The sequence below is a fragment of the Sediminivirga luteola genome (assembly GCF_014639315.1).
GTDB lineage: Bacteria > Actinomycetota > Actinomycetes > Actinomycetales > Brevibacteriaceae > Sediminivirga > Sediminivirga luteola.
This window is the reverse complement of the sequence record NZ_BMFY01000015.1, coordinates 48,245-67,409: the sequence shown is the minus strand read 5'-3', so window position 1 is coordinate 67,409 and position 19,165 is coordinate 48,245. Positions and strand designations below refer to the sequence as shown.

Genomic DNA, 19,165 nt, shown 5'->3' with positions numbered 1-19,165 from the left:
GGGCCCAGCCTCGGGAGCTCAGCCGCGCAGCCGCTGGTCCAGGTGGACCAGGCGGACCGCGGTCTCCACCAGGAAGCTGCGCTGGGCATCCCGCCAGCCTGCGCCCAGGAGCTCATCGACCCGGGACAGGCGCTGAGACACGGTGTTGACGTGGAACCGGCTGGCCTGCGCCGCGGCGCTGATGCTTCGGCCCGCATCGTAGTAGGCGCGCAATGTCTCGAACAGGTTCGCACCGCGCCGTTCGTCGTATTCCAGCACCGCGCCGATGGTGGCGGCAACGAACTGATCGAACCGGGCGCGGTCCATGCCCTGCAGCAGGGCGTACGGCAGCAGGGAACCGGCGTCGACGACCTCGGCGCCCCAGCCGAGGGCCCGCTGGACCGACACGGCACGGACGCAGTCGTCCCAGAGCGCGCGCACCTGGCGGAACGGGTCCGGCCGCGTGCGAGGGCCGGCGGCTCCGTCATGCCGAAGGGTGCCCGGAACGGCGGCATCGCCTGGATCCGGCGCGGCCGCGCCCGCGGAGAACGTCCCGGAGCGAGAAGCGGGTACGGGTTCAGCGCCGGCGGGTTCACCGGCGATGGCGGTGGCCGCAAGCAGGCCGGTGCCCGGCTCGAGCGCCTGCCGGACGATCTGGAGCACGGGGGCCGAGGAGTCCTCCGCGCTCAGGACGCCCAGGTGCCCGGCGTGCATCCCGCACAGGACGCCGGCGGAGATCTGCGCCGTCAGCCGCGAGCGGAGCGCGCGCAGCCGCCCGGGCGGGCCGTCCACGATGCAGAGCCGCAGCGGTCCGGCCGCGGTGAGACCGGCATCGGCGGCGGCGCCGAGCAGACTCTCGGGCGCGTAGGTCTGGCCGAGGAGTTCCGCCAGGAGGTGATCCCGGCGCTGGTCCTCGCGCACGCGTCCGGCTTCCCCCAGCAGCCACGCGAAGGCGCAGGTCTGCGCGCCGCGGGCCACCGTCTCGGGGTGCAGTTGCTCTCCTGGGACAGGCGTTCGCTCGATGATGAGGTGCAGCGCCCCGGAGGCGCCGGTGGGCACCGCGACGGTGCCTTCGACCGTGGCGGATTCCGGTGCCGGCCGGTACTGCGTGCCTCCGGCGGTGCCCCCTTCACCGAGGGCGGCCAGCAGGGTGGTCTCGGTGAAGCGGTGCCCCGGCCGGTGCGCGGAGTCGGCCAGGATCCGGCCGTCGTCGTCGACCAGCAGCAGTGAGCGGTCGAGTGCGGCGGCGAGCCGGGCCACGACGCGGTGCACATCGGCACCGTCCAGGACCTGCGCGAAGAGCGCGTCGACGATCTCCGAGGCGTGCCGGTGGTGGGCGAAGAGCCGTTCCCAGCGGGCCAGTTCGGTGGCCGCCTCCTGGCCGCTGCGCTCCAGGTCGCCGAGCTTGAACGAGCGCAGCAGCGCGATCGCCGCGTGGTCGGCCAGGGCGCTGAGGATCGCGATCTCCTCGGGGCTGTAGCGGTGCGCCGTACGGGTCCCGGCGAACAGCACGCCCAGGACGGTGCCCCCGGAGATCAGCGGCACGCCGACCAGGGACACCAGCCGTTCCTCGGCGACGGCGGTGTCGATCGGGCCGTGATGCCGCAGATGCGCCGCTTCCAGGTAGTCGTGGACGGCATGCGGAGCGCGGGTCTCGGCGACATAGGAGGCCAGGCCGTATCCCTGCGGCACGGGAAGCGTGGCGAAGAGCCTGGTGGCGGCGCCCTGGGTGGCGCGGACCCGCAGATCCCCGGTTTCCGGATAGTACTCCGACAGGTATGTCACATCGGAGACGACGAGGTTGTGCGCCAGCCGCACCACATGCGCCAGGGTTTCCTCCACATCGGTGGCGTTGGCCATGATGCGGGCGCTGTCGGCCAGAGCGGTCAGTTCGCGGCGACGCTCCCGCAGCGAGGCGACCTCCTCGCGGGCGGAGCGCACCGCGTCGAGGAGCGGCGCCAACTCGGCCGGCCCGACGTTCAGGCCCGCTGCCAGCCGTTCAAGGTCCGCGCCGGGGACGGGCGCGGTGCTCACCACTGCCCGGACGAGGCCGTGCGCCGATGCGGCCGGGCCAGCGGCCGATCCCGCAGCAGGCGCCGCAGTGGCAGGCTCCGCAGCCGGCGCGGCGGCGGATACCGCCTCAGACAAGCCCTCGGCGGCTTCCGGGCGGTTCTCCGCCGGAACCGGAGCCGGGTGCGCGGCGCTCCCGGCCCGTCCATCACGCGCCTGATCCCTCACAGGCCTCGGCTGTGCCTCCGGCCCGGTGTCAGGCCTCGGCTGCGCCTCCGGTCCAGGGGCCGGCTGCGCACCCGGCTGAACGTCAGAGCGCGGCTGCGCATCCGCTCCAGCGTCACGATGCGGCTGCACGAGGGACTCCTCAGAGGAGAGTTCCCGCGCTGACGTGCCGGCGGGCCGCTGCGGTTCAGCGTCGCTGGGCACGCTCGACCTCTGCCAGCAGGGTGCGGGCCAGCCGCTCGATCTCCGCGAGCCGCGCGGTGTCCGGGTTCCTCTGGTCGCCTGCAGCCGCGGGGCGTCGACCGGAGGACACGTCGGCTCCCCGCTCGGCCGCGGTCGCCCCTGACCGTGTTTCCCGTCCGGCGCTCGTCTTCTCACCAGCCGCCATGCGCCCGGCCGGCTCGGCCGCGGGCTCACTACCGGCCGGATGGGCCGCCACCTCACCCCCGGCCGGCTCACTACCGGCCGGATGGGCCGCCGGCTCACTCCCGGCTGGCCCGGCCGTCGGCGCACTCCCGGCGGGCTCGCTCCCGGCCGCCTCGGCCCGTCCTCGTTCGTCGACGGCGAGGTCGAAGGTGATCAGGTCCCCGCGGTGCCAGGTGGAGAAGGCCTCGATGGCCTCACCCGAGGACGTCGTGGTGGTCCCCTCCAGGAGCAGCAGCGGAGCGCCGGTCCGGGTGTCCAGCAGTGCGGCCAGGTGCTCGTCGGCGGCGACGGCACGCACCTGGCGGGATCCTCCGGTGAGCCTGACGCGATGGCGCGCGGCGAGCTGTTCGTGCAGGGAGGCGTTCCGGAGGCCGTCGGCGGTGAGGCCCTCGGCGAACCGGTCCGGCAACCAGGTGCGGATGAAGGCGGCGGGCGTGCCGTCGATGGCGCGCAACCGCTCCAGCCTGAGGACCTGCGTGTCCCCCGGCACGCCCAGCAGCGCCGCGGCGTGGGCCGGTGGCGTCTCCCGGCGGAGATCCAGGACGCGCGTGGTCACCACCGAACCGGTCTGCGCCGCCTGGCTGGACAGCCCGGCGGCCCGGTGCGCCAGCCGGTGGTGCTCCCGCCGTGGCGCCACCACCGAACCCCGGCCGCGAGCCCGCTGCACGACGCCCTCGGCGACGAGCGTGGTCATCGCCTGCCGCGCGACCGACCGGGAGACGCCGAAGATCTCCTGCAGCTGGGCGTCGCTGGGCAGCGTGTCGCCCGGCTGCAGGCGCCCGTCGCTGATCCGCTCGCGCAGCAGACCGGCCAGCTGGGCGTGCAGCGGCGTCTTCGCGGCGGGGTCCAGGACGGTGCCGCTCATCTCCGGGTCGGTCATGCTGGGCATTCTAGAGGGCCCTCAGCCGAGCATCTGCTCGCTCTCCTGCGCCGCCTGCCAGACCAGGTTCCAGTCCGGGGCAAGTTCCGCGGCCCGCTCGACGGCCAGCACCAGGCTGGCCTCCCGGGCAATCCCCTTGCCGGCGATGTCGAAGGCGGTGCCGTGGTCCACCGAGACCCGCACCACGGGCAGCCCGACGGTGATGTTCACGCCGTCGTCGCCGTAGACCGCCTTGAACGGGGCGTGGCCCTGATCGTGGTAGCAGGCGATCACGAAGTCCCATCTGCCCTTGACCGCCTGCGGGATGAGCGCATCGGCGGCGATTGGGCCGTGCGCGTTGATCCCGGCCTTCCGTGCGCGTTCCACGGCCGGAGCGAGGATCTGCGCGTCCTGGTGCCCGAACAGGCCGTTCTCCCCGGCGTGCGGGTTCAGGCCGCACAGACCGATGGCGGCCTCGGGCTTCCCGGCGGAGCGGGCGAAGGCGCCCACCAGCCGCAGGACGGCGTCGGCGCGTTCGGCGGTGACGCCCTCGATGGCCTGCTGCAGGGAGACGTGCGTGGTGAGGTGGAAGACGTACAGCTCACCGGCAGAGAGCACCAGCGAGTAGTTGCGCACGCCGAACTCGTGGGCCAGCAGCTCGGTGTGACCGGGGAACTTGTGGCCGCCGGCATGCATGGCAGCCTTGTTCAGCGGCGGTGTGACGATGCCGTCCACCTCGCCTTCCCGGGCCAGGCGGCAGGACTCGACCACGAACCGGTAGGCGCCGTCGCCGGCGGCGGCGGAGAGTTCCCCGACCGGGACGTCGCCCAGGGAGGGGCCGGTCTGGACGAGTTCGATCAGTTCCGGGTCGTTGCTGGCCTGCCGCGGGGATTCGATCACCCGCACCGCCTCCGGGTCCAGGCCGGCGAACCGGGCGCCGCGGCGCATCGCATCGGCGTCGCCGATGACGACGGGCACGGCTCGTTCCCGGAGGCCAGGGTGGCGCAGCAGGGTCTTCGCGGCGATCTCCGGTCCGATCCCGGCGGCGTCGCCGAGGGTCACGGCGAGTGTCGGCTTGGTCATGCATCCTCCTGCAACAGCGCGCGCATCCGCGCGACGGTGGTCGTGAGCGATTCGGGCTTCCCGAAGCCGCCGGCCTTCGTGAAGAGCGGCAGGTGGCGGGCTTTCCCGTCCAGGGTCACGCTCAGCGGCGTGCCCTCCTCCAGCTGGTCGAGCACGCGGACGGTGCTGGTGCCCAGCGCGGCCAGAGCGGCCCGTGCCCCGTCCCCGCCGACGAGGCCCGCGCCCCCGAATACGCCGGAACTCAGCAGCCGGGCGGTAAGGCCGCCCAAGCCTGCGGCGACGGTGCGGGCGGCATCGGCGGTGGCGGCCCGCTCTTCCGGGGCGCTGAGCAGCACGAGCTCGGGCAGAGTGTGCCAGCCGTCGCCGTCCCGGGTCCACCGGCTCAGCTGGTCCTCCAGCCAGGCGGCGGCCTCCGCCTCTCCGCGGATCAGGGTTTCCGCCTCGGGCGTCAGGACCAGCGCCCGGCCGGACCAGGCGTCCTGCAGCACGGCGAGCTGCCGGCGTGAGACGGCGTTGAGAGAGCTGACCTGGACGAGGAGCCTATCCGGGCCGGCCGGGACGGTGCTTCCCATGACCGTGCCATCCGCCCTCGCGTCTGGCTCTCCCCCGCCATGGTCCCCCGCAGCCCAGGCGCGGGCGAGCGCGGCGGCCAGCCCGGCGGAGCCGACCGGGACGATCCCGGTGCCGGCGGGTGCGGTCCGACCGAGGTGCGCCACCGCGCGGGCGAGATCGTCCAGGTCATGTTCAGCGGTGGCATCGGCGATCACGACTCTCGGGCCGCCGGACCGGGCGGCCTGGAGCGCTCGCTCCAGCGCCGCGGTGAGCGCGGCCATGTCGCCGGGAACCGCATCGAGCGGCACCGAGCCGGGGACGAGCGCGCGGAGGTCGCTCTGCGTGACGGGGGTCGCTGGATCGTCGCGCAGCCCGGTCTCGGCCACCGGTACCCCGTCCACCAGGAGGGCGGCGCCGTCGACCGTGCGTCCCATCAGCGGATAGGCCGGGCACAGCAGTGCCAGGTGTCCCGAGCCCAGTGCTTCGAGGGCGCCGTCGATCTGACCGGCGACGCTGCCACGGACGGTGGAGTCGATCTTCAGATAGAGACGGTCGGCGCCGAGGGCGTTCAGGCGCTGCACCATCTGGCCGGTCGCCAGCCGGGCCTCATCGTGCCCGAGCGCGCGGGCGTCCGTGGTGGCCGCGAACAGCACGCCGGAGCTCTGCGTGCGCACGCCGGGTCCGGCATCTGAGCTGGCGGCGGGGTCCAGCAGCAGCCGCGCGTCCCAGCCGGCAGCGGCGAACTGGACTGCTGTGTCGGTGGAGCCGGTGAGGTCATCGGCGACCAGGGCGACGACGGGGGCGACCGGCTGCCCGGAGGGTCCTGCGCCGCCGGGGCTCGCGGGCTGGCTCATAGCCGCGGCCCCTCGTGGGCGGTCGCGGCTTCGTGGAGCACCTGGTCATCGGGCGAATCCAGCGCCCCGGCACGCTTGAGGACGAGCGAGGCGATGAGCGGCGCGAGGATCGCGGTGATGAGCGCTGACGCTGCGACCTGTGCCGTGGCGGCTTCGACATACGGCTCGAAGGCGGGATCGATGCCGCCGATGATGGCCGGAGTCGCGATGGCATTGCCGGCGGTGGTGCCGGCCGCGAAGCCGATGCCGCTCTTCTTCCCGCGGCGCAGCATGAAGCGGTAGCCGAGGTAGACCAGGAAACCGGTCACCGGTGCCGCGATGAGACCGACCACGAGACCCTGCGCGCCGCCGGAGACGACGGCGCCGAGGTCGATGCCGGTGCCCAGGGCGAAGGCGAAGAACGGGATGACGATATTGGGCACCGGGATGAGGATGTTCTTCCACTTCTCGTCCAGATTGCCCACGAGCATGCCGAGCAGGAAGGGGATGATGGCGCCGACGAGGGCGAGCACGGGAATCTCGGCCAGCCCGGAGACGCCCAGGAAGAGCATGCTCAGGAAGGGACCGTCGTTGACGGCGGAGGCCATATAGGCGCCGCGGTCGCGGTAGTCGCCGTACTTGCCGGTGAAGGCCAGCCACAGACCGCCGTTGCTGTTGTCCACGATCACCAGCAGCGCCAGGATGGAGACGCCGAGGATGCCGTCGAGGCCGACCCACAGGCCCAGCAGGATCACCAGGCTGGCCGGGATGAGGGACTTGGTGAGCAGCACGGTGCCGGCGTGCGCCAGGACCGGGCCGGTGGCCTTGGCGCTGACCTGGGTGCCGGTGGCGAAGATCAGGAGCGCGATGAGGGGCATGGCGCTGTCCTTGAACAGCGCGGTGGTGAAGCTGCCGACCTCGAGGGCGGGACCGAAGAACGTCCCGACGATGGAGCCGAGGATCAGGGGGATGAGCATGAGCCCGCCGGGAATGCGATTCATGCCGTCGAACAGCGGGACTTGGAAACGGCGGGATGTGCCGTGGACGTCGGTGGCCATGGTGGTGCCCTTCTTCGTTGAAGCCGGATCAGCGCGCCCGTAATGGTACGGACAACATGGCAGTACTTTTGCAGAGCGTCCGCCCCGGCGCAAGCCAGCCGGACACCAAGCCGGGCACAACGAGGCCCCGGCAGGGCATGAGTCTTGCGTCCGGGGTGGTGCACTATTTCCCGGTGAGCTCACGCGGAATTAGTGCACGGGCCGGGAATCACCGACTCAGGTGGGCCTGCCGGGGCCTCGCGGGGCACGCCCGCGTCAGCGCGCGGGCGCAGGTTCGCTCAGGACGGGATGTAGTCGAACACGTCCGGGTCCGGGCCGGTGCGCTGATCGCGGTTGAGCCCGGTAATGGCGTCCATGTCCTCATCGCTGAGCTCGAAGTCGAACAGCGCGAAGTTCTCCTCCACGCGCGAGCGGGTGACGGACTTCGGGAACACGATGTCGCCGCGCTGGATGTGCCAGCGCAGGGTCACCTGGGCGGTGGTGCGGCCAAGACGCTCGGCGATTCGCTGCAGGACGGGATCGCCGAGGACGGCGCCCTGGGCGATGGGAGACCACGCCTCGGTGGCGATGCCGTGCTCGGCGCCGAAGGCGCGGACCTGCTCGTTGGTCAGGTAGGGATGCACCTCGATCTGGTTCACCGCCGGCACCACCTCGGTCTCGTCCAGCAGCCGCCGCAGATGCGGCACCTGGAAGTTGGAGACGCCGATGGCGCGCGCCTTGCCGGCACGATGGATCTCGATCATGGCCTTCCAGGTCTCGACGTAGTCCACGTCGATGGTCGGCAGCGGCCAGTGGATCAGGAACAGGTCCATCTGCTCGACGCCCAGCGCGGCCAGGCTCTCGTCGGCGGCGCGAAGCGCGTCGTCACGACGGTGATAGCCGTTGTTGAGCTTGCTGGTGATGAACACGTCCTCACGCGAGAGCCCGGATTCCTTGAGGGCCTCGCCGACGCCAGCCTCGTTGCGGTACATCTCGGCGGTGTCGATGTGGCGGTAGCCGACCTCGAAGGCGGTGAGCACGGCGTCCTTGGTCTGCTCGGGCGGCACCTGGTAGACGCCGAAGCCGAGCTGGGGGATGGTCACACCGTTGTTGAGGGTGATGCTGGGAACTGCAGTCACGTAGGACTCCTTCGTTCAGGGTGTAGCGCCGTAGGCGGAGATGCCCCGGCATCCGTCCCCCAACTCGGGACCGCGCCGGGTTATTCCTCACGGTCGCGTGACACTGCAATCGTATACATCCGTCGCCCGGGCCCGGCGGCGGATGGGCGCCGGAGCTGGCGGGCAGCGGACGTTCAGTTCAGGCCCGGGCGCGCGAGGGAGAACATGGACTCCGGCCGCAGCGGTCCCAGCAGGCCCAGGCATTGCCGAAACCCATATACCTGACTAAAGTCAGATATATGACAGATACCCACGTCGCGGCCGTGCGGCGGTTCAATCTCAGCTACACCCAGCGCATCGGCGCCCTGGACGAGTCCTTCCTGGGGACGGGCCGCCCGCTGGGGCAGGCCCGGCTCCTGCACGAGATCGGCAGCCGGGAGCGGGGCGGGAAGGGAGCCGCACAGGATGAGGCGGGCGTAGACGGGGTCCTGGCCCAGGACCTCCGTGAGCGCCTCGGCCTGGACTCCGGGTATCTGAGCCGGCTGCTCCGCGCGCTCACGGCCGACGGGCTGCTGGACCTCGCACCGGATTCTGAGGACCGGCGACGGCGACGCATCCGCCTGACCGCGGCCGGCCGTCGCGCCTGGCAGGATCTGGAGAACCGCTCCGAAGAGCGCGCCGGCGTTCTCCTGGAGCCCCTGACCGGCCGTCAGCGCACCAGGCTGGCAGAGGCCCTGGACACTGCCGAGCTGTTGATCCGCGCCGCCACGGTACGCCTGGAGACCGTCGATCCGGCCTCACCGGCGGCCCGAGCGGCGGTGCGGACGTACCTCGACGAACTCGATGCGCGCTTCCCCGAGCACGACGCTCCCCCGATGCCGACGCCCCAGGACGAGAACGCCTTCCGCCCGCCAGCCGGGGCTTTCGTCCTCGCGATCAGCGACGGCAGCGCCGTCGCCGGCGGAGGATGGCGGGACCACGACGGGGCCGCAGAGATCAAGCGCATGTGGGTGGACGCCGGCTGGCGCGGCGCAGGCATGGGCCGCAGGCTCCTGGAGCACCTGGAGGGACTCGCCCGCGCACAGGGATACCGGCTCGCCCGGCTCGATACGAACGCCGCGCTCACCGAGGCCATCGCCCTGTACGAGCGGGCCGGCTACCGGAGGATCGAGCGCTACAACGACAACCCTCACGCCACTCACTTCTACGAGAAGCCCCTGGCCTGACAGCGCGCCCCTGACAGGGCGCACCTGACAGGGCGCACCTGAGACAGGGCGCCGCGAAGTTCTGCGCACGCCCCGCGACCACTGGAGCAATCGGGTCGCCTTCAGCGGGAACCGCGCCGTCCCGCCCTGGGCCGGGAGTCGATAGAGTGAGGGTGATGAGCGCCCCCACTCGCCGCCTCGACGCTCCCTACCGCTCCCCCGCCCGGCGCATCGGCCTGGCGCTCTCGGCGGTGCTCGTCGTCGCCGTTCTCCTGGGTGCCGCGCTGGCGGCGGATCGCTGGGCGCACGCGGAAGCCGAGCGCCGGATCGGCGGCGCCCTGATCGACGCGGCCGACGATGTCTCCGGCCTGAGCGTCGACGTCGCCGGCTTCCCTTTCCTGCTGCAGTACGCCACCGGGTCCCTGCGGGAGGTGCGCCTGCAGGCCGACTCGGTCGCCTATGCGGGGCTGGACTACACCGATGTCGATGTCACCGCACGAGGAGTGCCCGCCAGCGGCGAGGGCACCATCGACGAGGCCCGGATGAGCGCCCTGATTCCGGGCGAGACGCTCACCCGTGCCGCCCAGGAGGACCCCGCCATCCCGGAGAACGTCGAGGTCGCGGCGCAGGACGGCCAGCTCGTCGTGACCGCGCGGTACCTCGGTTTCGCTCTGGAAGCCGATATGGTGCCGCGGGCGCAGGGACGGGAGATCGCCGTCGATGTGCTCGCCGTGCGGATGGGCGGCGTGACGGTGCAGGTGGATTCGCTGCCGGGATTCCTGGGCGACCTCGTGCAGGATCTGCGGATCGGCATGGAGGCCCTGCCCGAAGGTGTACAGCTCACCGATGTCACCGTCGAGGACGACGCCGTGCGCATCGCTGTCGCCGGCCAGGACGTGCCGGTGCCACAGGTGTGACGCGGTCGAGGTCCTGGAGTACACCACAGCCACCGCCACGCATCACGCATCACGCATCACGCATCACGCATCACGCATCACGCATCACGCACGCATGATCGCGCACGCCCGCTGCTCAGGCAGACAGCGCGGGGCACACGATCTGATCATCGCCGCGCACGCCGCGCAGACCGGCCGGACCGTACTCAGCCGGGATCCCACCGCACGGTTCGGTGACCTGCCGGGGGTCGCCGCGGTCTCGCCTTGACCCGCGCTGGCACAAGCTTCACCCCCCGGCCGGGGCGCCGCATAGGATGAGGGACGAGGAGGCACCGTGAAGAAGCCCGAAGTCCTGGTCCTGTCACTCCTGGCTGTGCTGGTGATCGCCGCGGCCGCGGTCCTGCACACCCTCACGCGCCCCTCCGCGCCGCCCGGGGACGTCCTCGTCGAGGACACGGCGGGCCTCGTCGATCCCGTCCTCCTTGAGGAAGACCTCGCGGCACAGCGCTTCCACACCGACGTCGATGTCGTCGTCTACGTCCGCGAAGGACAGTACGCGGACAATGTCAACGAGGAAACGCTCACGTTCGCCCGCGAGCAGCACCCCGAGCTGATCGATCATCCCTACTGGCGCGACGGGCTGCTGCTGATCACGCTCTCAGTGGAGGACGCGGCCCGCGGACAGGGTCAGATCGGCACTTACTTCGGCGAGGACCTGGCCCCCGGTGAGAGTGCCGAGACCCGCATCCAGCAGGCTGGCCGGGACGCCTTCCAGAGCAACAACTGGAACGATGGCATCGTCCAGGTCGCCGGTGCCGCGGCACGGCTGATGGACCGGCCCTGGTACGCCTCCCCCGCCGTGACCATGGTGGCGCCCGGGATCATCGTCGTCCTGCTGCTGGCCGCCGGGATCACCATCGGCTGGACCCGCGGCCGCATCGACGCCGCCGCCGGTCGCCTGGGCGAGGCCACGACGGGCATCGACGATCTGATGGACCGCGTGGAGCACATCATCATCGGCGAATACGCACAGAAGATCCGCGGCACCGCGCACTCCTCGCTGCGGGAGTACACGGATCTGCTCGCCGAACGCGACCGGCTCCGGTCCCTCTCCTGGTTCCGTCTAGCCCTCCCCGGCACCGTCGCCGCAGCCGGCCGGTTCTCCCGGCGGGTGGACGACTTCACCGCCGACCTGAAGGTGGTGCGGGACTCCCTCACCCTGTACGAGCACGCCCCCGGCTGGGAACAGGTGTGGGGCGCGCAGCTCCAGGGCATCCGGGAGGAGCTGCGCCAGGTGCGTTCCGCTCCTCTGTTCACGAATCAGCGCGGCGCCGCCCGGGACGCGCTAGTGGCGTACGCGGACGAGGCCGAGCGCGAGCTCGACCGGCTCGACTCCGAGGTGCGCGGCGCCGCCGGCGACCGCACCGCGGAGACGACCGATATCGCCTTGGCGCAACTGGAAGCGCTGCAGGGGGACCTCGGGGCGCGCACCCAGGCGTTCCTGGACGAGTCCCGGCTGTTCGAAGGCACCCAGGGCCGGTACGTGGAGAAGGCGACCGCGAAACAGCTGCGCAGCCACCGGCCGGCCACCATCACCGGCTACTACGGCCGCTCGCCGATGATGCCCGCCGCCCTGATCGCCGGGCACCGGCTGGGCATGCGTCAGTACCGTCAGTCGCAGCAGCGTTCCTCGTCCTCGGGCGGATCGGTGACCCGGGGCTTCGGATCCTCCGGCGGCGGATTCCGCGGCTCAGGCAGTTCCTCCCGGTTCTGAAAGCCGCACCCCCGGCCGTCATCTGGGAGAACGTCTTCCATACGATGGTCTTGTAAGGGAGGTGTCCGCCATCAGCCCGGTCGATATCGCGCTCGTCGCAGCCGCCGCCGTCCTCCTGCTGTGCGTGGTGGCGGGTCTGTGGCGCGCCGCCGCGGGACCGGGGACGGGTGATCGCATCACCGCGTTCGTCCTCCTGGGCACCACCGGCGCGGCGCTCCTCGTGGTCCTCGCCGCCGCCACCGGCGCGCCGGCTCTGCGGGACGCAGCCATCACCGTCGTGGCCCTGGCCACCGTCGTCACCCTGGTCCTGCGCAGCGGAGCCGGGCGGTGATCGCGCTGGACATCGCCCTGGACATCGTCATCATCGCCCTGCTGGCGGCCGGCACCGCATTCGTCGCCGTCGGGACCGTCGGGCTGCTGCGCTTCCCCGACCTCGCCACCCGGCTGCACGCCGTCGCCAAGGCCGACAACCTCGGTCTCGGGCTGATCGTCGCCGCCCTCGTCGTCCATGTCCTGCGCGAAGCCTCCGCCCCGGACGATCCCGCCGGCTGGGGCGTCGCGCTGAAGCTGCTGCTGATCTGGCTGCTGGCGCTGCTCGGCACCGCCGCCAACAGCCACCTCCTCGCGGTGCCTCCACCGGGCAAGACGGACGGGAAGGGGAAAGAGCGCGGAGAGGGCGGCCGCCGATGATGCCCCTCCTCGACCTCATCCTCGCCGGCACCGTGCTGGTCACCGCCGTGCTGGCGGTGCTCGCGCCCAGGCGGGACGCCGCGGCTTCCGCGTTCCTGATCTTCGGGGTGCTGCTGGCGCTGCTGTGGGCCCGGCTGGAAGCGCCCGATATCGCGCTGGCCGAGGCGGCCCTCGGCGGAGGCGTGGCCGGAGCACTGCTGGTCGACGCGCTGCACTCACGCCGTCCCCCGCAGCCACAGGCCGCCTCATCGTGGGCTGCGCGGATCACCGGAGCGGCCGCCGGGGCGGCCTTGCTGGCAGCCCTGCTGATCGGCGTCCGGGCGGTCCCGCAGGCGCGTGCGCCCCTGGCGGAGGAGGCCTACGCCCGCATCCCGGTCTCCGGCGTGGAGCACCCCGTGACCGCGGTCCTGCTCAACTACCGCAGCTATGACACCCTGCTGGAGATCGCGGTCCTCGCCGTCGCCGCCCTCGGCGCGGCCGCGCTGGCCCAGGGACACCGGCCGGTCGTCCGGTCCCGGCCGGCGGTGCGGGGACTGGCGCTCGTGCTGCTGCCGGTGCTCCTGCTGCTGGCCGCCTGGCTGCTGGTGGCCGGGACGAGCCAGCCCGGCGGCGCGTTCCAGGCCGGCGCCCTGCTGGGGGCCGCGCTCGTCATCGCGCATCTCGCGGGCATCGGCCTCGCCCGGCCGCAGGGCCTCGCGGGACTGGCCTGGACCCTGGCGGGGCTGCTGTCCTTCCTGGCCCTGGCTGCCGGCACCGCCGTGTTCGGCGCCGGCTGGCTGGTCCTGGATCCCGCCTGGGCGCCCGGGGCGATCCTGGCCATCGAGGCGATCCTCGCGGTCAGCATCGGCGCCGGACTGGCGCTGATCTTCCTCAGCAACAGCGCTTCGCTGCAGCAGAACGGTCCGGCCGGGGAACCCGGACGTGCCGCCGAGGCGGAGCCGCCTGCGGGAGCGCCGTCATGACCGTGTCCGGGCTGCCCGAGCTGATGACCGTGCTGGCCTGCGCCGTCCTGGTCATTGGGCTGAGCGCGCATCTGCTCGTCGCAGACCTCTTCCGCCGCATCATCTCGCTCAACGTCGCCTCCGGCGGCGTGATGATGCTGCTGCTGGTCCTGGCCGTCCGCGGTCCCGGCGATCAGGACCCCGACCCGGTGCCGCAGGCCCTCGTCCTGACCGGCATCGTCATCATGGCCGCGGTGACCGGCCTGGCCCTGGCTCTGGCCCGGCGCGTGGAGGACCCCGCGGACGAGGACGACCGGGACGAGGAGACCCCATGAGCGGGCTGGTTCCAGGGCTGCTTCCCGGGCTGCTTCCCGTGCCGGTCTTCCTGCCGCTGATCGCCGCGGCCCTCGCCGCCCTGCTGCCGGCCAGAGCCCGGGCCTGGCTCGGCCTGGCCACGGTCGCCTGCACCGCCGTCGTCGTCACGGCGATCACCGCCGGCGTCGCGGGGCTGCCCGGCAGAGGGTCCGGCGAGGATGCCCTCTCCCTGGCGCTGGCCGGATGGGAGGCCCCGGTGGGCATCGTGCTGCGGGCCGATGCGCTCAGCGCCGTGCTGCTCCTCCTCACCTCCGTGGTGGGACTGGTGGTGTCCGTGCACGCCCTCGCGGCCGGCCGGGACGCCGATGCGCTCCCGTCGATGTCCTCCCTGTACGGCGGTCCGGCGTTCTGGCCGCTGTGGCTGGCGCTGTTCGCCGCCCTGAACGGCGTCTACGTGACCGGCGACCTGTTCAACGCCTATGTGATGCTGGAGCTGCTGACCCTGGCGGCGGTCTCGCTGGTGGCCCTCGGCGGCCGTGCTGGCAACGGTGCCGCGGCGGCGGCGTTGCGCTACCTCTTCGTCGCGGTGGTGGGTTCGCTGCTGTTCCTGATGGCGGTCGCCCTGGTCTACGCCGAGGCGGGCACACTCGATCTGCCGCTGGCTGCCGAGCGCATCGGCCCCGGCCCGCTGCTCCACGTCGCGCTCGCGCTGGCCCTCGTCGGCCTGGCAGCCAAGTTCGCGCTCTTCCCGCTGCACTCCTGGCTCCCGGTGGCCCACCCCGCGGCCCCCGCCGCGGTCAGCGCACTGCTCTCCGGTCTGGTCATCAAGGCGGCGCTGTTCCTGCTGTGGCGGCTGTGGGGCATCCTCGGTCCCGTCGCCGAACCCGTGGTCCTGCAGGGACTGGGCCTGGCGGCCGGCGCAGCCGGTTCGATCGCCGTGCTCTGGGGCTCGTTCATGGCGCTGCGGCGACGACGGCTCAAGCCGATCATCGCGTATTCCACGGTCGCGCAGGTCGGCTACCTGGTACTGCTGCTGCCGCTGACCGCCGGGCCGGTCGGCGCCGATGCGTTCGGTGCCGGTGAGGGCAGCGGGCCGGGCTGGACCGGCGGGGTGGTGCTCGTGCTCGCGCACGGCCTGGCCAAGGCCGGCATGTTCCTCGCCGCCGGGAACCTCGCGCTCGCCTATCGCGGTGACCGGCTGAGGGGCCTGGGCGGCGCCGTGACCCATATGCCGCTGACCGTGGCCACCATCGGGCTGGCCGGGGTCAGCCTGGCGGGGCTGCCGCCCTCGCTCGGTTTCGCGGCCAAGTGGCAGCTCCTGACGTCCGCCCTCGCCGGCGGGCAGTGGTGGTGGGTGCCGGTGCTGCTCCTGGGCGGTCTGCTCACGGTGGCCTATACGGCGCTGATGGTGCGGGCCACCTTCAACCAGCCGGGCGGGCCCGATGCGGAGCCGCCGGCCCGGCGGCTGCCGCGTACCCTCGTCCTCGGCCCGTTCGTGCTGGCCGCCGGCTCGGTTCTGCTGGGCGTCGCCCCGGCCGGCCTCCTGGAGTTCCTCGGTTCCGGCACCGGGGATGTGACGGCCGGCGCCGGGGACGCGCCGGGCGCCGCCGGTGACGTGCCGCCGAGCGGTGCCGCGGGAGGTGACGGCTCATGACCGGAACCGGATCCTCGGTGGAGTACAGCGTCATCCCCTACGTCATGCTGCTGACGTCCCTGCTCCCCGGCCTGCTGATCTTCACCCTCCGGGAGGAGCAGCACCGGCTCCGGATCGGCCTCAACCTGGCCGGGGCGCTGGCGAAGATCGTGCTCGTCGTGCTGCTCATCCCGCCGGTCGTGGCCGGCTCCACCCTGCGCGCCTCCTTCTCCTGGGCGCCGGGACTGGACATCGTGTTCACCACCGACCCGTTCTCGCTGTTCTTCGTGGCGCTGTCCTCCGGTCTGTGGCTGCTGACCACGATCTACGCCATCGGCTATCTGGAGGACTCGCCCAACCGGAGCCGGTTCTTCGGCTTCTTCAGCCTGTGCGTCACCGCCACCGTCGGCATCGCGCTGGCGGGCAATCTCCTGACCTTCCTGATCTTCTACGAGCTCCTCACGCTGGCGACGTATCCGCTGGTGGCCCACCGCGGCACCACGAAGGCGCTGCGCGGCGCCCGGACCTATCTGGCCTACACCCTCAGTGGCGGCGTGATACTGCTGCTGGGCGTGGTGTGGCTGACCCTCCTGGTCGGGCCGGTGGAGTTCACGGCCGGCGGCGTGGACGCGGTCGCGGAGCTGGCCGCCGAAAGGCCGGGGACCGCCACCGCCATCGGCGCCCTGCTGCTGGCCGGCATGGGAGTCAAGGCGGCGCTCTTCCCGCTGCACGGCTGGCTGCCCATCGCGATGGTGGCCCCGGCCCCGGTGAGCGCGCTGCTGCACGCGGTGGCCGTGGTCAAGGCGGGCGCCTTCGGCATCGTGCGGGTGGTGCACGACACCTACGGGCCCGAGCTCAGCGCCTCCCTGGGTCTGCTGCCGGCACTGGCCGGCGTGGCGGGATTCACGATCGTCTACGGCTCGGTGCGGGCGCTCACGCAGGACGACCTGAAGAAGCGGCTGGCGTTCTCCACCGTCTCGCAGCTGTCCTATGTGGCGCTGGGGGCGGCACTCGTGGCGCCCATGGCCACCACCGGGGCGCTCGTGCACATCGTCCATCAGGGCATCATGAAGATCACCCTGTTCTTCTGCGCCGGCCTCTTCGCGGAGGTCCTGGGGCGGCATCGGATCAGTGAGCTGGACGGGGCCGCCCGGCGGATGCCCCTGACCGCTCTGGTGTTCACGATCGCCGCCCTGGGCATGATCGGCCTGCCTCCGACGGCCGGCTTCCTCTCCAAGTGGGCGCTCGGCGCGGGGGCGCTCGACGCCGGCCAGCCCTGGGTGCTCGGCGTGCTGCTGATGAGCACGGCGCTCAATGCCGCCTACTTCCTGCCCGTGATCTACCGGATCTGGCTGCCGGAGAGGGACCACGCCGGAGACACGGGAGATGCAGCGGCCGATGATCCGGGAGAGGCGATCGGTGACGGCGGCGCAGGAGCGACGGCCGACGGTGCTGAAGAGGCGACCGGTCACACCGCGGGCGCGCCTGACGCTGGGACCTCGGCGGAGGGCTCCGCGGCAGCCGGCGCGCCGGCCGCCCCGCACGGGAGGACACCGGCACGCCGGCTGGAAGCGCCCGCCGCCCTGCTGCTGCCGGCGCTCGTCACCGGCGCGCTCGTGCTCCTGCTCGGCATCGCGGCGGGGTGGGACTACTCCCCCTGGACCTTGGCGCGGATGATCGCCGAGACCGGCTACGGAGGTGAGGGCGGATGATCTGGATCCTCGTCTTCGGCCTGCCGCTGACGGTGGCCGCGGTGATCGGCGCCTGCGCCCTGCTCCGGATGGAGTCACTCGCCGCGGCCGGACGTGCGGCCCGCCTCACGCCGGCGCCGGGCGGTCCGGCCCCGGACGGCGGTCCGGCCGAGAGCCGCCCGCGCGACGACGGCGCCGAACCGCTGCCCGAGCTGCTCAGCCGCCTGCTGTGCCGGTTCGGCTGGCTGGCGACGGTCCCGGCGGGCGTGGCGGCGCTGGCCGGGCCGGCAGAGCTGTCCCGGGTGGACTGGATGGTGCTGGGCACCTCGGTGCAGATGGACGCCCTGGCCCGGCCGCTGCTCGGGATGACGGCAGTGCTGTACGGTCTGGCGCTGGCCTTCATCCCGCGTTCCGGGGTGGATCGCGGGCCCGCTCTGACGGCGTTCCTCCTGCTCTGCTTCGCCGGCAACGCCGGGGTGTTCCTGGCCGCGGACATCGTGACCTTCTATCTGTCCTTCACGGTGATGAGCTTCACCGGCTATCTGCTCGTCGTGCACAGCAGATCCCGTGAGTCACGCAGAGCGGGCCGCATCTACCTGGTGATGACGGTGCTGGGCGAGTGCGCCGTGCTCGCCGGCCTGCTCCTGGTGGCCCGCACCGGCATCACCGTGCTGGCCGAGGCCCCGGCGGCGGTCGCGGACTCACCGCACCGGGACGCCATCATCGCCCTGCTGCTGATCGGCTTCGGCGTGAAGGCCGGCACGGTACCGCTGCACGTCTGGCTTCCGCTGGCCCACCCGGCCGCGCCGACGCCCGCGAGCGCCGTGCTCTCCGGCGCGATGGTCAAGGCGGGCCTGGCTGGCTGGCTGCGGTTCCTCCCGCTCGGCGAATCCGAGCCGCTGACGGGGTGGGGCACCGCGTTCATGGTGCTGGCCCTGGCCGGCGGGTTCCTGGCGGTGCCGGTCGGCCTCCTGCAGGACAATCCGAAAGTGATCCTGGCCTATAGCAGCATCAGCCAGATGGGATTCCTCGCCGCCCTGGTCGGGGCCGCCCTGGCGGTACCGGAGCTGGCCGGCGCGTGCATCGTCGCCGCGACCGTGTACGCGGTCCACCACGGCCTCGCCAAAGGTGCCCTGTTCCTGGGTGTCCAGGCCTGGGACCGGGAGCGTCTGCCGCGGGCCGTGGTCGTCCTGGGCCTCGTCATGGCGGGCCTGTCCGTGATCGGCGCGCCGCTGACCGGCGGTTACGTGGCGAAGTACGGGGCCAAGGAGGCCGTGGGCGACGCGACCGTCCCCGCCGCCGGTGGCCTCGAGCTCACCGAGGTGCTGCCGTGGGTCGGGCTGGGATCGACTCTTCTGCTCGCCCGTTTCGCGGTGGTGCTCTGGCGGCGCGACCGGCGGCGGGAGCCCGCGCCGGCACTGCGCGGGGCCGCCTGGGCGTGCCTGGCGCTGTTCACGGCGGTCCCAGTGGCCTTGGTGGCCGCTGCCCGGCCGGCGTTCACCATGCCCGGCTGGACCGACCCGGCCGCGCTGTGGGGGCAGAGCTGGCCGCTGCTGCTGGGCGCCCTCCTCGCCGTGGCGGCCGCCGCCCTCGCGCGCCGCCGTGAACTGGAGGACAACCGATTGGCGCATCCACGCGGGGACACCGTGCCGCCGGGAGACCTGATCGCCGTGGAGGAACGCGCCGCGGCCGCGCTGCTGCGTCTGCTGCGCCGTGGCATGACTGCGGCGCGAGGCGTCGCCGGCGACGTCAGGGAGCGGGTGGCCGCGGCGCCGTCGCCGCTGGCCGGGATCGGCAGGGTGCAGGAGCGGCTGGGCGCCTGGACCGGTTCGGGCGTGCTCCTGCTGCTGGTGCTGGCGGCGGCCGCCTGGTGGACGACGACGAGAGGGGGCGGCTGA

Annotated in this window: 16 protein-coding genes; 10 read left to right on the top strand and 6 right to left on the bottom strand. The window is 72.6% G+C overall.

Features of this window, described 5'->3' with window-relative positions:
* Positions 1 to 18: 18 nt before the first annotated feature.
* The 6 genes from IEW13_RS14675 to IEW13_RS14650 all read right to left on the bottom strand — a co-directional run bounded on the left by IEW13_RS14675 (position 19) and on the right by IEW13_RS14650 (position 8,143).
* A complete protein-coding gene (locus IEW13_RS14675; protein WP_188551674.1) occupies positions 19 to 2,013 on the bottom strand; it encodes a GAF domain-containing protein in 1,995 nt (664 codons plus the stop codon).
* Positions 2,014 to 2,401: 388 nt separating this feature from the next.
* A complete protein-coding gene (locus tag IEW13_RS14670; protein ID WP_188551673.1) occupies positions 2,402 to 3,520 on the bottom strand; it encodes a GntR family transcriptional regulator in 1,119 nt (372 codons plus the stop codon).
* Positions 3,521 to 3,541: 21 nt separating this feature from the next.
* Entirely contained in the window at positions 3,542 to 4,582 is a 1,041-nt protein-coding gene (gene pdxA / locus IEW13_RS14665) for a 4-hydroxythreonine-4-phosphate dehydrogenase PdxA (protein ID WP_188551672.1), read from the bottom strand.
* Positions 4,579 to 5,988 carry a four-carbon acid sugar kinase family protein gene (locus IEW13_RS14660; RefSeq protein WP_188551671.1) on the bottom strand — a complete coding sequence of 470 codons (1,410 nt, stop codon included), beginning with the start codon at positions 5,986 to 5,988 and terminating at the stop codon, positions 4,579 to 4,581. The genes pdxA and IEW13_RS14660 overlap by 4 nt, the downstream gene beginning before the upstream one ends.
* Positions 5,985 to 7,025 carry a 2-keto-3-deoxygluconate permease gene (locus IEW13_RS14655; RefSeq protein WP_188551670.1) on the bottom strand — a complete coding sequence of 347 codons (1,041 nt, stop codon included), beginning with the start codon at positions 7,023 to 7,025 and terminating at the stop codon, positions 5,985 to 5,987. The genes IEW13_RS14660 and IEW13_RS14655 overlap by 4 nt, the downstream gene beginning before the upstream one ends.
* Before the next feature lie 278 nt (positions 7,026 to 7,303).
* Positions 7,304 to 8,143 carry an aldo/keto reductase gene (locus IEW13_RS14650; protein ID WP_188551669.1) on the bottom strand — a complete coding sequence of 280 codons (840 nt, stop codon included), beginning with the start codon at positions 8,141 to 8,143 and terminating at the stop codon, positions 7,304 to 7,306.
* 278 nt (positions 8,144 to 8,421) lie between these two features.
* On the opposite strand from IEW13_RS14650, the gene IEW13_RS14645 reads away from it, so the two are divergent.
* From IEW13_RS14645 to IEW13_RS14600, 10 genes are all read left to right on the top strand, one after another.
* The gene (locus IEW13_RS14645) at positions 8,422 to 9,348 is read left to right on the top strand and encodes a bifunctional helix-turn-helix transcriptional regulator/GNAT family N-acetyltransferase (RefSeq protein WP_188551668.1); all 927 of its coding nucleotides are present in this window, start codon (positions 8,422 to 8,424) and stop codon (positions 9,346 to 9,348) included.
* A gap of 155 nt (positions 9,349 to 9,503) precedes the next feature.
* Entirely contained in the window at positions 9,504 to 10,244 is a 741-nt protein-coding gene (locus IEW13_RS14640; protein ID WP_188551667.1) for an LmeA family phospholipid-binding protein, read from the top strand.
* Between the two features lie 313 nt (positions 10,245 to 10,557).
* Positions 10,558 to 11,997 (top strand): DUF5129 domain-containing protein, encoded by a 1,440-nt coding sequence (locus IEW13_RS14635; protein ID WP_188551666.1) that lies wholly within the window; start codon positions 10,558 to 10,560, stop codon positions 11,995 to 11,997.
* Between the two features lie 61 nt (positions 11,998 to 12,058).
* On the top strand, positions 12,059 to 12,328 hold the full coding sequence (locus IEW13_RS14630) for a monovalent cation/H+ antiporter complex subunit F (protein ID WP_229745206.1): 270 nt from the start codon (positions 12,059 to 12,061) through the stop codon (positions 12,326 to 12,328).
* Positions 12,325 to 12,687, top strand: coding sequence for a cation:proton antiporter (locus tag IEW13_RS14625; RefSeq protein WP_229745205.1), 363 nt, complete (start codon positions 12,325 to 12,327; stop codon positions 12,685 to 12,687). Before IEW13_RS14630 ends, IEW13_RS14625 begins: the two co-directional genes overlap by 4 nt.
* The gene (locus IEW13_RS14620; protein ID WP_188551665.1) at positions 12,684 to 13,649 is read left to right on the top strand and encodes a hydrogenase subunit MbhD domain-containing protein; all 966 of its coding nucleotides are present in this window, start codon (positions 12,684 to 12,686) and stop codon (positions 13,647 to 13,649) included. The genes IEW13_RS14625 and IEW13_RS14620 overlap by 4 nt, the downstream gene beginning before the upstream one ends.
* Positions 13,646 to 13,963 (top strand): NADH-quinone oxidoreductase subunit K, encoded by a 318-nt coding sequence (locus IEW13_RS14615; protein ID WP_188551664.1) that lies wholly within the window; start codon positions 13,646 to 13,648, stop codon positions 13,961 to 13,963. The genes IEW13_RS14620 and IEW13_RS14615 overlap by 4 nt, the downstream gene beginning before the upstream one ends.
* The gene (locus IEW13_RS14610; protein ID WP_188551663.1) at positions 13,960 to 15,597 is read left to right on the top strand and encodes a complex I subunit 5 family protein; all 1,638 of its coding nucleotides are present in this window, start codon (positions 13,960 to 13,962) and stop codon (positions 15,595 to 15,597) included. The genes IEW13_RS14615 and IEW13_RS14610 overlap by 4 nt, the downstream gene beginning before the upstream one ends.
* A complete protein-coding gene (locus IEW13_RS14605) occupies positions 15,594 to 17,288 on the top strand; it encodes a complex I subunit 5 family protein (protein ID WP_188551662.1) in 1,695 nt (564 codons plus the stop codon). Before IEW13_RS14610 ends, IEW13_RS14605 begins: the two co-directional genes overlap by 4 nt.
* A complete protein-coding gene (locus IEW13_RS14600; RefSeq protein ID WP_188551661.1) occupies positions 17,285 to 19,165 on the top strand; it encodes a complex I subunit 5 family protein in 1,881 nt (626 codons plus the stop codon). The genes IEW13_RS14605 and IEW13_RS14600 overlap by 4 nt, the downstream gene beginning before the upstream one ends.